Annotated in this window: 17 protein-coding genes and 4 tRNA genes; 2 read left to right on the top strand and 19 right to left on the bottom strand. The window is 61.9% G+C overall.

Annotated features, from left to right (window positions below):
• From ACFT1A_RS12270 to ACFT1A_RS12195, 16 genes are all read right to left on the bottom strand, one after another.
• Positions 1-795: an ABC transporter permease gene (locus tag ACFT1A_RS12270; protein ID WP_003942038.1), complete on the bottom strand. Its 795-nt coding sequence runs from the start codon at positions 793-795 to the stop codon at positions 1-3.
• A 9-nt stretch (positions 796-804) separates the two neighbouring features.
• On the bottom strand, positions 805-1,926 hold the full coding sequence (locus ACFT1A_RS12265; RefSeq protein ID WP_007728450.1) for an ABC transporter ATP-binding protein: 1,122 nt from the start codon (positions 1,924-1,926) through the stop codon (positions 805-807).
• 259 nt (positions 1,927-2,185) lie between these two features.
• Complete coding sequence (gene rplL / locus ACFT1A_RS12260) at positions 2,186-2,572, bottom strand: 50S ribosomal protein L7/L12 (RefSeq protein ID WP_003941857.1); 387 nt, start codon at positions 2,570-2,572, stop codon at positions 2,186-2,188.
• A gap of 78 nt (positions 2,573-2,650) precedes the next feature.
• A complete protein-coding gene (gene rplJ, locus ACFT1A_RS12255; protein WP_378447180.1) occupies positions 2,651-3,235 on the bottom strand; it encodes a 50S ribosomal protein L10 in 585 nt (194 codons plus the stop codon).
• A gap of 403 nt (positions 3,236-3,638) precedes the next feature.
• Positions 3,639-4,331 carry a hypothetical protein gene (locus tag ACFT1A_RS12250; RefSeq protein WP_378447179.1) on the bottom strand — a complete coding sequence of 231 codons (693 nt, stop codon included), beginning with the start codon at positions 4,329-4,331 and terminating at the stop codon, positions 3,639-3,641.
• A 120-nt stretch (positions 4,332-4,451) separates the two neighbouring features.
• Positions 4,452-5,171, bottom strand: a complete 720-nt coding sequence (gene rplA / locus ACFT1A_RS12245) for a 50S ribosomal protein L1 (RefSeq protein WP_003941982.1) — start codon at positions 5,169-5,171, stop codon at positions 4,452-4,454.
• 110 nt (positions 5,172-5,281) lie between these two features.
• The gene (gene rplK / locus ACFT1A_RS12240; protein WP_003941896.1) at positions 5,282-5,716 is read right to left on the bottom strand and encodes a 50S ribosomal protein L11; all 435 of its coding nucleotides are present in this window, start codon (positions 5,714-5,716) and stop codon (positions 5,282-5,284) included.
• Positions 5,717-5,782: 66 nt separating this feature from the next.
• Positions 5,783-6,640 carry a transcription termination/antitermination protein NusG gene (nusG, locus tag ACFT1A_RS12235; RefSeq protein ID WP_050655835.1) on the bottom strand — a complete coding sequence of 286 codons (858 nt, stop codon included), beginning with the start codon at positions 6,638-6,640 and terminating at the stop codon, positions 5,783-5,785.
• Positions 6,641-6,724: 84 nt separating this feature from the next.
• A complete protein-coding gene (gene secE, locus ACFT1A_RS12230) occupies positions 6,725-7,228 on the bottom strand; it encodes a preprotein translocase subunit SecE (RefSeq protein WP_378447178.1) in 504 nt (167 codons plus the stop codon).
• Positions 7,229-7,259: 31 nt separating this feature from the next.
• Positions 7,260-7,332: transfer RNA gene (locus tag ACFT1A_RS12225), tRNA-Trp, on the bottom strand.
• A 173-nt stretch (positions 7,333-7,505) separates the two neighbouring features.
• Positions 7,506-7,931 (bottom strand): (3R)-hydroxyacyl-ACP dehydratase subunit HadB, encoded by a 426-nt coding sequence (gene hadB / locus ACFT1A_RS12220; RefSeq protein WP_378447177.1) that lies wholly within the window; start codon positions 7,929-7,931, stop codon positions 7,506-7,508.
• On the bottom strand, positions 7,918-8,472 hold the full coding sequence (gene hadA / locus ACFT1A_RS12215; protein WP_019744315.1) for a (3R)-hydroxyacyl-ACP dehydratase subunit HadA: 555 nt from the start codon (positions 8,470-8,472) through the stop codon (positions 7,918-7,920). The genes hadB and hadA overlap by 14 nt, the downstream gene beginning before the upstream one ends.
• Before the next feature lie 86 nt (positions 8,473-8,558).
• On the bottom strand, positions 8,559-8,726 hold the full coding sequence (gene rpmG / locus ACFT1A_RS12210) for a 50S ribosomal protein L33 (protein WP_003941903.1): 168 nt from the start codon (positions 8,724-8,726) through the stop codon (positions 8,559-8,561).
• Positions 8,727-8,787: 61 nt separating this feature from the next.
• Positions 8,788-8,860, bottom strand: a tRNA-Met gene (locus ACFT1A_RS12205).
• A gap of 45 nt (positions 8,861-8,905) precedes the next feature.
• Positions 8,906-8,978, bottom strand: a tRNA-Thr gene (locus ACFT1A_RS12200).
• Between the two features lie 290 nt (positions 8,979-9,268).
• A tRNA-Tyr gene (locus tag ACFT1A_RS12195) sits at positions 9,269-9,351 on the bottom strand.
• 224 nt (positions 9,352-9,575) lie between these two features.
• Between ACFT1A_RS12195 and ACFT1A_RS12190 the strand changes: the two genes are divergently transcribed.
• Positions 9,576-10,067, top strand: coding sequence for a YajQ family cyclic di-GMP-binding protein (locus tag ACFT1A_RS12190; protein WP_283305038.1), 492 nt, complete (start codon positions 9,576-9,578; stop codon positions 10,065-10,067).
• A 70-nt stretch (positions 10,068-10,137) separates the two neighbouring features.
• Here ACFT1A_RS12190 and htpX read toward each other — a convergent pair whose 3' ends face one another.
• Entirely contained in the window at positions 10,138-11,001 is an 864-nt protein-coding gene (htpX, locus tag ACFT1A_RS12185; protein WP_378447275.1) for a zinc metalloprotease HtpX, read from the bottom strand.
• 152 nt (positions 11,002-11,153) lie between these two features.
• Entirely contained in the window at positions 11,154-12,203 is a 1,050-nt protein-coding gene (locus ACFT1A_RS12180) for a polyprenyl synthetase family protein (protein ID WP_378447274.1), read from the bottom strand.
• A 104-nt stretch (positions 12,204-12,307) separates the two neighbouring features.
• On the opposite strand from ACFT1A_RS12180, the gene ACFT1A_RS12175 reads away from it, so the two are divergent.
• Positions 12,308-13,570, top strand: coding sequence for a geranylgeranyl reductase family protein (locus ACFT1A_RS12175; RefSeq protein WP_378447176.1), 1,263 nt, complete (start codon positions 12,308-12,310; stop codon positions 13,568-13,570).
• Between the two features lie 54 nt (positions 13,571-13,624).
• Here ACFT1A_RS12175 and ACFT1A_RS12170 read toward each other — a convergent pair whose 3' ends face one another.
• Entirely contained in the window at positions 13,625-14,323 is a 699-nt protein-coding gene (locus ACFT1A_RS12170; RefSeq protein WP_113682373.1) for a demethylmenaquinone methyltransferase, read from the bottom strand.
• Between the last annotated feature and the right edge of the window lie 6 nt (positions 14,324-14,329).

Genomic DNA, 14,329 nt, shown 5'->3' with positions numbered 1-14,329 from the left:
TCAAGATCCCTTCGCCGGCACGATCTGGAGGTACACCATCGTCAGAATCAGATTGGCGAAGAACAACAGCAGGAACGTGATGACGACGGCCTGGTTCACCGCCTCACCGACGCCCTTGGGGCCACCGGACGGGTGAAGTCCCTTGTACGCGGAGATCACACCTGCGATGACACCGAACACCGCGGCTTTGATCTCACCGCTCCAAATGTCCGGTAGCTGCGCAAAAGCTGAGAACGACGAGATGTAGGCACCGGGGTTACCGCCCTGCAGGATCACGTTGAAGAAGTAGCCACCCGCGATACCGACCACGGACACCAGTCCGTTGAGCAGTACAGCGATCAGCACCATCGCGAGTACTCGCGGAACCACCAGGCGCTGAATCGGATTGATTCCGAGGACTTCCATCGCGTCGATCTCTTCGCGGATGGTTCGTGAACCGAGGTCGGCCGTCACGGCCGATCCGGCCGCTCCGGCGACCAGCAACGCTGTCACCAGAGGGCTACCCTGCTGGATCACCGCAAGGACGCTGGCAGCGCCGGTGAACGATTCTGCACCCAACTGCTTGATCAGCGAACCGGTCTGCAGTGAGACGACGGCGCCGAAAGGAATGGCTACCAATGCCGTCGGCAAAATCGTCACGCTGGCGATGAACCAGGCCTGCTCGATGAACTCACGGAACTGAAATGGACGCCGGAACGTATTCCTGACGACGTCGACAAACAGTTCGACGATGTTTCCGGCCTGAGTTAATGCTCCGTTGACCGGACTCAGAACCGAGTTGCGGGTAACCCCCATCCGATATGCCTACCCTTGCCCGTGTGTCGTGTTTCCGTAGGGATCGCCCTCGTATGCAGGAATGACCTGCGTGTCTTGCGAGTTGTCGTTCCACTCCCCCTGATAGCCGCTCGCTTCGGCGTACTGGGGATCGTACTGCCCAGTTCCGTCAACCTCGTCCAGGCTGTCCTGAATTGCCGCCTGAGCGTTAGCTGGGAGGGTGTGCATGATCTGACGGACGCGCTCCTGGCGACGACGAACAGCCTGACGCTCCGGGTTTCCGGGGGTGGCCTTCATCTGCGGCACGATGCCCTCGACGTCATCGACACCACCGGCGTGGTGACCGGCGTCGACGAGCGCCTGCTCGTGCGCCATCTGCGCCTCGTCCTTCTCCTCCGACATACCGATCGGACCGATCATCGTTCCGTTGAGGAACTGCTTGACGACGGGTTCGTCCGACGTGAGCAGAACCTCACGAGGACCGAACATCACCAACTGGCGACGGAAGAGCATGCCGATGTTGTCCGGCACCGTGCGCGCGAGGTTGATGTTGTGCGAGACGATCAGAATCGTCGCGTCGGACTGCGCGTTGATGTCGATCAGGGTCTGGCTGATGTACGTCGTACGCACCGGGTCCAGACCGGAGTCCGGCTCGTCGACGAGGATGATCTCGGGGTCGAGAACGAGTGCACGCGCCAGACCGGCACGCTTGCGCATACCGCCGGAGATCTCGCCGGGGAGCTTGTCCTCGGCGCCGACCAGACCGGTGAGGTCCAACTTCTCCATCACGATCTTGCGAATATCGGATTCCGACTTCTTGGTGTGCTCACGAAGCGGGAAGGCGATGTTGTCGTACAAGTTCATCGAGCCGAACAGAGCGCCGTCCTGGAACAGAACGCCGAACAGTTTGCGGATCTCGTAGAGCTCCTTGGAGGAGCACTGCAGGATGTCCGTGCCGTCGATGACGATGGAGCCTTGTTCAGGGCGGAGCAGTCCGATCAGGGACTTCAGGAACACCGACTTACCGGTACCCGAAGGCCCGAGCAGTGCACTGACCTCACCCGCGGGAAGTGTCAACGACACGTCCTGCCAAATCCTCTGCGACCCGAAAGACTTTGTCAGTCCTTGTACCGCTACCTCGACTCCCACCATTACCTCCGCGACGTCCGTTGCATGCATGCACCCGTGTGGGTTGGGTCACTCTATCGCATGGGAGTGGTACCCGTGACTGCGAATACTACTAACGAGTAGGGAAGAAGCATAATTCAGGTCACAGCTTCGTTCGGACACCCCTCCCACCTGCATGGATTCCGACATATCGCCCTCGAAAAAAGTTCAAAAAAAGAGGGCCACTCCCCGTGGGGAGTGGCCCTCTTCGTTACTACTCGCGAAGAGCAGCGGGAAAACCGTCTTACTTGATGACGATCTTTGCGCCGGCAGCTTCGAGCTTTTCCTTGGCAGCCTCTGCGGCGTCCTTGGCAACCTTCTCGAGGATGGCCTTCGGAGCGCTCTCGACGAGGTCCTTGGCTTCCTTCAGGCCGAGGCCGGAAACGACCTCACGGACGACCTTGATGACCTGGATCTTCTTGTCGCCAGCCGACTCGAGGACGACGTCGAACTCGTCCTGCTCTTCAGCAGCTTCTGCGCCGGCAGCCGGTGCGCCTGCAGCGGCGACGGCGACGGGAGCAGCAGCGGTGACCTCGAAGGTCTCCTCGAATGCCTTAACGAACTCCGAGAGCTCGAGGAGGGTGAGCTCCTTGAACTGGTCCAACAACTCTTCGGTGCTGAGCTTCGCCATTGTGGCGGTCCTTCCTGTAAGTCCCATGTCGCTGATCCGCGACCGGGCGGGGTTATAGCAGTGATGCGCGGGTGCGGATCAGCTTTCGGCTTCGGCCTCGGCCGGAGCCTCGGTGGCAGCCTCTGCGGGGGCCTCTGCGGCTCCGCCTTCTGCGGCCTTCTTCTCCTGCAGTGCAGCAGCCAAACGGGCAAACTGCGAAGCGGGAGCATTGAACAGGCCTGCGGCCTTTGCCAAGTTGCCCTTCATCGCGCCGGCAAGCTTTGCCAACAGGATTTCGCGGGATTCGAGATCCGCGATCTTGTTGACCTCTTCCACGGACAGCGCAGCGCCGTCCATGTAGCCGCCCTTGATGATGAGCGCCTTGTTGTCCTTAGCGAAGTTCTTCAGAGCCTTCGCAGCGTCGACCGGTTCGCCCTTGATGAATGCAATGGCGGTCGGACCAACGAACAGGTCATCAAGGCCCTCGATGCCAGCCTCTGCGGCGGCACGCTTGACCAGGGTGTTCTTGGCGACGGAGTAGGTGGCACCTTCTCCGAGAGCGCGTCGCAGTGTCGTGATGTTGCCAACCGAAAGGCCACGGTATTCCGTGACCACAGCGGCGGTCGAACCCTTGAACTGCTCGGTGATTTCCGCAACTGCGGAAACCTTCTCAGGCTTTGCCATACTTCGCCTCCTCTCGTGACAGTCGTTGTCCCACTCAGGAACCGCTGCACCTCATCGGGGATGAACCCGAGAAGACACAACCCGCGACATGCAAAACGCCCCGGCGCAAGCGCACGGGGCGTACAGAGGAAACATGAAGAAGAGGCTTACGAATCAGCGTAACGATGCAACGCAAAGCAGTGCATAACCAGGCAAACTGTAGAACCACTACATCAAGCTATCCCCCTACCTCGTTCACCTACGTGGGCCGCCGGGCACTCCCGGACTTTCAACCACACTCATCACTGAGTGCAATCACCAACGGTCTTGGGTAGAACATGATTTTGGGGTGAAGTTCATATCCAGCACTGAACTCCGCGTCGAAGACTACCTGACTGCTCGCTGCATAACCAAATCGGGTTCGTCACGCGCCGATCGCCCTGGCGATCTTGTGTTCGATCTCCGCCCGAGCACGATCCGGCAAGACAAGCAGTCCTTCGAGTTCCTTGTGGGCCTTCCTGTACGCGCTCTGACGTTCCTGCGGCGTCGCGCCCTCGTCCATGGCCAGTCGCAACAGACGCTGCGCTCGTACCAGACGCTCTTGTTCGACGAGGGTGAAGCCGCTGCGTCGGCGGCGCTTGGCTTCCGCTTCCGCGATTTCGAAGGCGATCGCGTAAGCGTGCACCGACTCGCGGTACTCGGTTTGTGCCTGCTGGTTACCGATCATCGTCTCCGGATTGCCTGGTCGGAGGAGATCGGCACGATATTTGGCTCGATGAAAATCGGCGGTCAACGGCTCGCGCATGTCCGTCATCATCGGGGTGTCGAGCAGCGTGACCGGGTCGAGCTCGTACGAGAACCATCTTGCGTCGACTTCGTCGTGCTGTTCGACGGCTTTCGCCAGCTCGCGACGCTGTGTGTCCTCGTCGGCGTGATGTTGTGCGTTGGCTTGGGCGATGGCGACCTTGGTCTGCTGTTTGAGCCGGAAACGCTCCTGCCGGCGCTCGATCCGCCTTTCGTTGGCAACCGCGACACCTTTCAGCGCCCCACCGATGGTGCCGCCGAAAACGAACAGCAGCCACCAGAAATTTCCGAGGAACTGGAACGCTTCGTGCATACACCCGATGATGCCACCGCTGGACCGATACCACCGGCGGGGATCACTCCCCTCCCGAAACAGACAAGAAGGCCGGCAGGGAGTGATCCCTGCCGGCCTTCTTGTTCGTATGCGGACTGCTTACGCGTCTGCAGCATCCTCGAGGAGGTTGCGAGTACGGTTCGGATCCACCGGGATGCCCGGACCGGTGGTGGTCGAGACCGTGATCTTCTTCACGTAGCGGCCCTTGGCCGACGAGGGCTTCGCACGCAGGATCTCGTCCAGGGCTGCGCCGTAGTTCTCCACCAGCTTCTCATCGTCGAACGATGCCTTGCCGATGACGAAGTGCAGGTTGGCCTGCTTGTCGACGCGGAAGTTGATCTTTCCGCCCTTGATGTCGTTGACAGCCTTGGTGACATCCGCCGTGACGGTGCCCGTCTTCGGGTTCGGCATCAGGCCACGCGGTCCGAGGACACGGGCGATGCGGCCGACCTTGGCCATCTGATCAGGAGTCGCGATTGCGGCGTCGAAATCGACCCATCCACCCTGGATGCGCTCGATCAGGTCTTCTGCACCGACTACGTCAGCGCCTGCAGCCTCTGCTTCTGCTGCCTTCTCGCCAACAGCGAACACGATGACGCGAGCGGTCTTACCGGTGCCGTGGGGCAGGTTGACCGTTCCGCGGACCATCTGGTCAGCCTTACGGGGGTCGACGCCCAGACGAACTGCAACCTCAACGGTTGCATCCATCTTGGTGGACGACGTCTCCTTGGCGAGCTTTGCAGCCTGAAGCGGGCTGTAGAGCTTGTCTGCGTCGATCTTCTCAGCGGCGGCGAGGTACGCCTTGCTGCGCTTTGCCATTTGTTCTGTCCTTACTTATCACTGCAATGAGTTACTTGGTGCAGTGGTGAATGGTTCAGTTGTGGTCGGGGCCTGGCCGGCCCTCCCACGTCATGCTGTGGAGCGGGCTACTAGCCCTGGACCGTGATGCCCATGGAGCGAGCGGTGCCGGCGATGATCTTCGCGGCCTGCTCGATGTCATTGGCATTGAGGTCTTCAGCCTTGGTCTTCGCGATTTCGCGCACCTGATCCATGGTCACCGAGGCAACCTTGGTCTTGTGCGGTTCGCCGGAGCCCTTGGCGACGCCGGCTGCCTTGAGGAGCAGCTTGGCGGCGGGAGGGGTCTTCAGCTTGAAATCGAAGGTCCGGTCTTCGTAGACCGAGATCTCGACCGGCACAACGTTGCCGCGCTGGGACTCAGTCGCCGCGTTGTAGGCCTTGCAGAACTCCATGATGTTCACGCCGTGCTGACCGAGCGCGGGACCCACGGGAGGTGCAGGGTTAGCCTGACCTGCCTGGATCTGCAGCTTGATGAGCCCGGCGAGCTTCTTCTTCTTTGGGGGCATCTCTAGTTCCTAGTTTCTAGCTTGGGTGTGTGTCTTGCGTCGAACAAATTGCAAGTTTTGGGGTGGTCAGATCTTCGCGACCTGGTTGAAGTTGAGCTCAACCGGGGTTTCACGACCGAAGATCGACACGAGAACCTTGAGCTTCTGCTGCTCGCCGTTGACCTCGCTGATGCTGGCCGGAAGGGTTGCGAACGGACCGTCCATGACGGTGACCGACTCGCCGACCTCGAAGTCGACCTCGATGAGGGGCTTGCCGAAGGACTCGGACGGTGCCTCGCCTGCTGCGACGGCGGCCGCTGCAGCCTGCTGCTTCTTCTGCTCCTGCTGCGGGAGCAGGAACTTGACGACCTCGTTGAGGGTCAGCGGCGAGGGACGCGACGTGGCACCGACAAAACCGGTGACACCAGGCGTGTTGCGCACTGCGCCCCACGACTCGTCGTTGAGCTCCATGCGAACGAGGATGTATCCGGGCAGAACCTTGCGGTTGACCTGCTTGCGCTGGCCGTTCTTGATCTCGGTGACCTCTTCGGTGGGAACTTCCACCTGGAAGATGTAGTCACCGACGTCGAGGTTCTGAACGCGAGTCTCGAGGTTGGTCTTGACCTTGTTCTCGTAACCGGCGTACGAGTGGATGACGTACCAGTCACCCGGGGCGCGACGCAGCGCAGCCTTCAGTTCGGCAACGGGATCCTCGACCTCGAGCTCGGCGGCGGGAGCGGCCTCGTCGGAGTTCTCGGCATCGTCGGAGATGACGTCCTCGGTCGCTGCAGTGTCGGCAGCGTCTTCGGCAACGTCTGCATCGGTGCCTTCGGCAACGTCTGCATCGGTGCCTTCGGCAACCACGACGTCTACTTCGGCTGCCGCCTCGGCAGAAACACGCTCTTCGGCCAAAGCCTCATTCGTGTCGTTCTCGGGGGTGCTCACTGGGGCACTCGCTTCCTCTCGTTACTCGGACCCGGGTCGGGTCTTGTCGCGCTCGCAGGCAAAGACGCCCGACTGCTACGGCGATCAGCCGAACAGCCAGGTGACACCCTTGATCACAGCGATATCGACGCCGCTGATGAAAGCGACCATGAAGACCACGAACGTCAGCACGACGCTGGTGTAGGTGATCATCTGCTTGCGGTTCGGCCAGATGACCTTACGGAGTTCTGCGATGACCTCGCGGAAGAATTTGCGCAGGCGCTTGAAGATGTTGTCTTTCTTCGCCTTGGGCTTCTTGCCGGGGTTCGTTGCAGTCGGCTTCGCCGATGATGTCCGGGATGCCGTCCGGGCCGGAGTCTTCACGGTGGACGCGCTGACCGAGGCGCCGCGTGCAGCGCGCTTGCCGGTCGGCTTGTTGGAAACCCCACTGGATACGGAGGGAGCCTCTTCGGCACCGTCCTTGTCCAGCGACAGATCGGAACGCGTAGTCGCGTCAGCTGCAGTGTCGTCGACACCGGTCGAATCGGCAGACGGTGAAGTCTCCGCATCCGAAGTGTCGGCGTCGCGCTTGGCGCGCTCCTCGCTCACGTCGTTCCTCTCAGTCGCTGGCATCCGGGGGCAGGGGCGACAGGACTTGAACCTGCAACCTGCGGTTTTGGAGACCGCTGCTCTGCCAGTTGAGCTACGCCCCTTTGGTTGACCTCGACAGGTAGACCCTGCCTGAATCAACCGTTCTGCGATCACACAACATACGCGCTACCCGAGGTGAATGCCTTGCAACATTCAGGGCAGCGCGCAGCGCTGAGGAATCCCAGAAATCTCAGTGTACTTCAAAGCCCCGGAACAAACACAATCCGCCCTGCGATCAGGCTAGACGGACCGTGGCAGTGGCACGACCGAAGATCTTCTTACCTTCGGACTTGGCCACGATTGCCAGTACTGCGGTCTTGCTTTCTTCGTCGACCGACTTCACCTTGGCGGTGAAATCGATCGCGGCAGCCTTGTCGGCCGCCACGATGACCGGGCTCGTGAACCGTACGTTGTACTCGGTCACTGCGCCCGGATCTCCCAGCCATTCGGTGACGTAACCGGCACCGATGCCCATGGAGAGCATGCCGTGCGCAACCACGTCCGGCAAGCCGGCAAGTCGTGCAACCTCGTCACTGAAGTGAATCGGGTTCGGATCTCCCGAGACACCGGCATAGTTGGCGAGGTTTCCGCGTGTCAGGGTGACGGACTTCTCGGGGAGAAGTTCGCCGACACTCACGTCGGAGAATTTACGAAGCGACATGCATCATCACGTCCTTGACTGCGTGGGCGATGTTCTCGTCCACTTCCCCACCGGTTCGAGCGACAAGCGTTGTCCACGTGGTGACAACTGCCTCGTCGTTCTGATCGGTGATGATGTTCTTGGTCACGATGATGTCGCTACCTGCGGCCTGCCTGAACGAGTCCAGGAAGACATCGCAGAAGAGTCGGTCACCGACCTGCATAGGCTTGTGCAGCACCAACCGCTGATCGGTCTGAAGAATCTGACTCAAGTCGTAGCCAGTGACGATCTCTTCGAACAGACGTCGCTGAGCAATGGCACCCACGATTGCGACAAAAGTGATGGGAGCGATCAGACCGTCGTATCCGAGGCCTTTGGCTGCCGACTCGTCGTAGTGCGCGGGATGCGCGTCCTGGACGGCGCGAGCGAACTCGCGCACCTTCTCGCGTCCGACCTCGTAGAAGTCTTCGACACGATAGTGATGACCGACCATCTGGACGGCATGAGCGGCCGGGTCCGTAGGGACCTCGGCCGCTGCCTGGTTCTCTTGCAAATCTGTCACGCGGTGAGACTCTCTTCTAGCTAGGACCCGAAGACGCAGGCCCGGAGAGGGTCTTCCGCGAAAATCGTCGTCCGGTTAAGGACTTACTACTTCGACTCGCGGTGCGACTGGTGGGTTCCGCAGTTGGGGCAGAACTTCTTGAGCTCCAGGCGATCGGGGTCGTTGCGCCGATTCTTCTTGGTGATGTAGTTGCGGTGCTTGCATACCTCGCAGGCCAAGGTGATCTTGGGCCGAACGTCGGTCGAGGAGGCCACGGGATGCCTTCTTTCGGGTGTATCTGATTACGAGCAATCAGGGTGGATCATGCATATTGTGTAGCGGTGACCGGACTTGAACCGGCGACGCAACGATTATGAGTCGTTTGCTCTACCAACTGAGCTACACCGCCTCGGTGTCGAGTGTCGCGCGGAAAGCACGGCACCACAATCCAGCGAGCCCCCTAACGGAATCGAACCGTTGACCTTTTCCTTACCATGGAAACGCTCTACCGACTGAGCTAAGGGGGCGTGGCTCAGGAGTGCGTTGCCGCTCTCTTGAAGCCTCCGAAAGATTACACACGAACGAGCGCCAGCACCAAATCCGCTGGTCATCGGGGCAAAAATGGTGCCGGAGCCCATTCTTGCACCGATCGGGGCCTGTGGCGAGGGCTTTGCGAGAACCAACTTGGCCCCGCACTCCCCCGGAGTCCTCCCCTGAGCCGCAGCAGGTACGCGTCACCTGCCATCCGCCGACGTCGGAACAAGCACAAAAAAAGTCAGCCCCGATTCTCGGAAAGAGAATCGGGGCTGACTTGGTGTGGCAGATGTAGGATTCGAACCTACGTAGGCATAAGCCGACGGATTTACAGTCCGCTCCCATTGGCCGCTCGGGCAATCTGCCGTGCTTGCACCAGGCTTCGATCCGGCGCATTCGCAAGTATATCGCGACGTGCGGCGGCCGAAAACGGCTTCCTCGGTGCGGTGAGAAGAATACAACGAACACACCCCCATTTTGCAAACCGGGTGGTAACGGGCGGTGCCGACCCGATAACGTCGAGGTGTCCACCGGTATGGAAGGTGGGCGGAACTCGATGTTCGTGAACTACCGGAAAGCGGGAGTGTGAAGTGGCTGATTCGTCCTTCGACGTGGTGAGCAAAGTAGACCGTCAAGAGGTGGACAACGCTCTGCATCAGGCTGCCAAGGAGTTGACCACGCGTTTCGACTTCCGAAACACGGGAGCGTCGATCGAGTGGTCTGGTGAAGAGACGATCACGTTGAACGCCGACACCGAGGAGCGACTGCTGGCTGCCCTCGACGTGTTCAAGGAGAAGCTGATCCGTCGTGACATCTCACTGAAGGCATTCGATGCCGGCGAGCCGGCGCAGTCCGGAAAGATCTACAAGCTGTCCGGAACCTTGGTCCAGGGCATCACCAGCGAGAACGCGAAAAAGATCACCAAGAAGATCCGCGACGAGGGTCCCAAGGGCGTCAAGGCGCAGATCCAGGGTGAAGAGCTTCGGGTGAGTAGCAAGAAGCGCGACGACCTCCAGGGTGTCATCTCCCTGCTCAAGGGTGAGGACTTCGGGATCGCCCTGCAGTTCGTGAACTACCGGTAGTAGGGGCTGCACCCCTGTGCGCGGTTAAGGAGTCCTGGGACTACCTAACCGCGCACAGGGGCCGAAGGCCCTACACCCCGGCCATCTTCTCCAACCGCTCGATCCGGTCCGCCATGGGCGGATGCGTCGAGAACAGCTTGCTCACCTTGTCCCCCGCTCTGAAGGGGTTGGCGATCATCAGGTGGGACTGGGCCGCGAGCTTCGGCTCGGGCGGCAACGGCGCGGCCGCGACGCCCGACTCGAGCTTGCGCAGCGCTGACGCCAACGCCAACGGGTCACCGGTGAGCTCGGCCCCCGATTGATCCGCCTGGTACTCGCGAGAGCGCGAGACGGCCAGCTTGACCACGGTTGCCGCGATCGGCCCCAACAGGGAGACCAGCAGCAGCGCGATCGGATTAGTTCCCTGCCCGTTCCCTCGGCCACCGAAGATGCTCGCGTACATCGCGAAGTTGGCCAGGCCCGAGATGACGCTGGCCATCGCGCCGGCCACAGACGAGATCAGAATGTCCCGGTTGTAGACGTGGGAGAGTTCGTGCCCGAGCACGGCCCGCAATTCGCGTTCGTTCAAGATCTGCATGATGCCGCTGGTCACGCACACGGCGGCGTGACGGGGATTACGACCGGTGGCAAACGCATTCGGGGCGTTCGTGGGGCTGATGTACAGCCGAGGCATCGGTTGGTGCGCTGTCGTGGCGAGTTCGCGCACGATGCGGTAGATCGCCGGCGCCTCGACCTCGGTGATGGGCTGGGCGCGCATCGATCGGAGCGCCAACTTGTCGCTGTTGAAGTACACGTAGGCATTCATGCCGACGGCAAAGAGAACGGATCCCCACAGGAGGAACGGGCTGTTGAACAGCGAGCCGATGAAGACGATCAGCGCCGACATCCCCACCAACAACCCGAATGTCTTCGCACCGTTCGCGTAGCCGTGCAAACCGCTCACCTCTTGCCTCGCCGGAGCCGAAGGCTCACCCGAACTCCCCGGCGTATGCACCGGTTCTGTTCAGTCAACGAAGGACAGGGCCATCAGGGTTCCCACCCAGAGCTCGTCGGGGTTTCCCCCGGAAGCCCCGATTCGTCGAGGTGTCAGCCGACTCGTTCGATCGTGTAGTCCACGAGACGCACCAGCGCTTCGTTTGCAGGCCCCTGGGGCAGTTCGGCCAACTGAGCCTTGGCCGCGACGGCGTACTCGCCCAGCTTTGCCTTCGCCTTGACCATGCCCGGCGAACGCTCGAGCAGTTCGAGGGCTTCTTCTACCAGGGCGTCTTCGGTTACCGGACCCGCGAGCAACTCACGGAGACGATCTGCGTCGGCCCCTTCTTCGCGGAATGCGTACAGGACGGGCAGGGTGTGGACGCCCTCACGCAGGTCGGTACCCGGTGTCTTGCCGGACTGCGCCGAGACGGACGAGATGTCGATGATGTCGTCGGAGATCTGGAACGCGGTGCCGACGGCATCACCCAGGCGCTCGAGGCGCTCGATGTGAGCTGCGTCGGCGCCGGAGAAGGTGCCGCCGAAGCGTCCCGAGGCAGCGATCAGCGAACCGGTCTTCTCCCACACGACCTTGAGGTAATGCTCGACCGGATCCTGCTCCTTCTTGACGCCGATCGTCTCGCGCATCTGGCCGGTGACCAGCTCGGCGAAGGTTTCGGCGATGATCCGAACTGCTTCGGGTCCGAGCGTCGACACCAGTCGTGATGCGTGCGCGAACAGATAGTCGCCGGCCAGGATCGCCACGCTGTTGCCCCATCGGGCGTTGGCGCTGGGTGCCCCGCGGCGCATGGACGCCTCGTCCATGACGTCGTCGTGATAGAGCGTCGCGAGGTGAACGAGTTCGGTGACGGTCGCTGCGGTGATGATCGACGGATCGTTCGGCACCGGTCCGAGTTGCGCGGTCAGGATCGTGAACAACGGACGGAAGCGCTTTCCACCGGCTCGCGCGAGGTGCAGCGCGGCCTCGGTGAGGAAGTCTTCGCCGTCGGACAGCTCGCTGACCAACAACTCCTCGACATCGGAGAGTCCACCACGCACTACTGCGGCGAGCTGTTCGTCGCCCAGGTCGATGCCTGCAACGACGGTGCTCGATCCGGTTGCGTCGGCAGCAGTCTTTTCGGTGCTCACGATGTCAGTACCCATTCCTGTCGTCAGTGACGGCTCGGTTCCCACGGTAGTGAACCTAGCGGTTCGCACTCGGGACGGCCTCGCCACGGTGGCGATCGCGAGCCTGGGAAGATGTGAGTGTGTCCGTAGATGAGCAGTCCCCCGTCGTCGATTCGCTTCCGACCGAAACCGACATTGTGGTCATCGGCGCAGGTCCCGCGGGTTCTTCGGCCGCTGCATGGGCCGCCCGCAGCGGCCGAGACGTCGTGCTGGTGGACGCTGCCGTCTTCCCGCGAGACAAGACTTGTGGTGATGGACTCACTCCGCGCGCCGTAGCCGAACTGGATCTCCTCGGCCTCGGCGAGTGGGTTCGGTCACATACGACGAACAAGGGCCTGCGGTTGTCCGGCTTCGGACAAGAACTCGAACTCGAGTGGCCAGGGACGTCGTTTCCACCGATCGGCAGCGCCATCCCCCGCACCGAACTCGATGACGCCATTCGCCGGTGCGCCGTCGAATCCGGCGCGGTCATGGTCGAGGGCACTAAAGCAGTGGACGTCGAACTCGACGGTGATCGAGTAGCCGCCGTCGTACTCGCCGGCCCCTCGGGACGCAGCACCCTTCGTTGTCGGACGCTGATCATCGCCGACGGCGTTCGCTCGACGCTCGGCAAGAAGCTGGGACGGCAGTGGCACCGGGACACCGCGTACGGCGTCGCGGCACGCGCTTACGTCGCGACGCCGCGCAGCGCCGACCCGTGGATCACCTCGCATCTGGAACTGCGGGACGCCGAGGGCACGTTGCAGGCGGGGTACGGCTGGATCTTCCCGCTCGGCACCGGCGAGGTGAACATCGGCGTCGGGACACTGGCGACGTCCAAGCGTCCGGCACCAGGCGCCCTGCGACCTTTGCTCGACCTCTACACCGATCAGCGCCGAAGCGAGTGGCAGTGGAGCAGCGAAATACATTCCGTCGCTTCGGCTTTGCTACCCATGGGCGGCGCCGTCTCCAACATCGCCGGACGCAACTGGGCCGTGATCGGTGACGCCGCAGCGTGCGTGAACCCGCTCAACGGTGAGGGCATCGACTACGGCCTCGAAGGCGGACGTTTGGTGATCGAACAGCTGGGCGCCGACGATCTGACGGAGCTGTGGCCGAGCGTGCTGCGGGAGCATTACGGGCAGGCATTCTCGGTAGCGCGCCGGCTCGCAGGGCTGCTGACGGTTCCGCAGTTCCTGCCCGCGTCGGGTCCGATTGCGATGCGCTCACGAGCACTGATGACGGTCGCCGTTCGGGTGATGGGAAACCTCGTCACCGACGCCGACGCCGATCTGACGGCGAAGGCTTGGCGCGCGTCAGGAGCCGCGTCGAGAAAGATCGACTCCCGACCGCTGTTCGGTTGAGCAACTGCTGTGCGCCTTTATTAACCGCCGGGGGTTAATAAAGGCGCACAGCAGTCAGGCAGTGGCGTAATGCAGCGCCACGACGCCGCCGGTGAGGTTGCGCCACTTGACGTTCTTCCATCCGGCAGCCTCGATCTTGCGTGCCAGCTCTTCCTGGGTCGGCCAGGCGCGGATCGATTCGGCGAGGTAGACGTAGGCGTCGGGGTTGCTGCTGACAGTGCGTGCGACCTGCGGGAGCGCCTTCATGAGGTACTCCATGTAGACCGTGCGGAACGGCCCGAAGACGGGCGTCGAGAACTCGCTGACGACGAGGCGTCCGCCCGGCTTGGTGACGCGGGCGATCTCGCGAAGTCCGGCCTCGAAGTCGGAGACGTTGCGCAGGCCGAAGGAAATCGTCGCGGCGTCGAACACATTGTCGGCATAGGGCAGGTACATCGCGTCACCCGCGACCATCGGAACTTTGCGCGAGATTCCCGCCTTGAGCATTCCCTTGGAGAAGTCGGTGGCGACGCACCAGGCACCGGAGCGTCCCAGCTCGACGGTCGAGACTCCGGTTCCGGCGGCGAGGTCGAGCACCTTCTCGCCCGGCTTGAGGTCGAGGGCTTCGCGGGTGGCCTTGCGCCAACCCTTGTCCTGGCCGAAGGACAGCACGGTGTTGGTGAGGTCGTATCGCTCCGCGACGTCGTCGAACATCGACGCGACTTCGTGCGGTTGCTTCTCGAGAGTTGCTCGGGTTCCGTGTGTAGTGGCCACACCCGA

Source organism: Rhodococcus sp. NPDC057135, assembly GCF_042670865.1.
In the GTDB taxonomy this organism is placed as follows: Bacteria; Actinomycetota; Actinomycetes; order Mycobacteriales; family Mycobacteriaceae; genus Rhodococcus_F.
This window is presented reverse-complemented; position numbering and strand designations above follow the sequence as displayed.

Bases quoted from the DNA above. Each gene is read 5' to 3' on its own strand.
- ACFT1A_RS12270 (WP_003942038.1), bottom strand. From the start codon at position 795: ATGGGGGTTACCCGCAACTCGGTTCTGAGTCCGGTCAACGGAGCATTA.
- ACFT1A_RS12265 (WP_007728450.1), bottom strand. From the start codon at position 1,926: ATGGTGGGAGTCGAGGTAGCGGTACAAGGACTGACAAAGTCTTTCGGG.
- rplL (WP_003941857.1), bottom strand. From the start codon at position 2,572: ATGGCGAAGCTCAGCACCGAAGAGTTGTTGGACCAGTTCAAGGAGCTC.
- rplJ (WP_378447180.1), bottom strand. From the start codon at position 3,235: ATGGCAAAGCCTGAGAAGGTTTCCGCAGTTGCGGAAATCACCGAGCAG.
- ACFT1A_RS12250 (WP_378447179.1), bottom strand. From the start codon at position 4,331: ATGCACGAAGCGTTCCAGTTCCTCGGAAATTTCTGGTGGCTGCTGTTC.
- rplA (WP_003941982.1), bottom strand. From the start codon at position 5,171: ATGGCAAAGCGCAGCAAGGCGTACCTCGCCGCCGCTGAGAAGATCGAC.
- rplK (WP_003941896.1), bottom strand. From the start codon at position 5,716: ATGCCCCCAAAGAAGAAGAAGCTCGCCGGGCTCATCAAGCTGCAGATC.
- hadB (WP_378447177.1), bottom strand. From the start codon at position 7,931: ATGTCGCTTCGTAAATTCTCCGACGTGAGTGTCGGCGAACTTCTCCCC.
- ACFT1A_RS12180 (WP_378447274.1), bottom strand. From the start codon at position 12,203: ATGGGTACTGACATCGTGAGCACCGAAAAGACTGCTGCCGACGCAACC.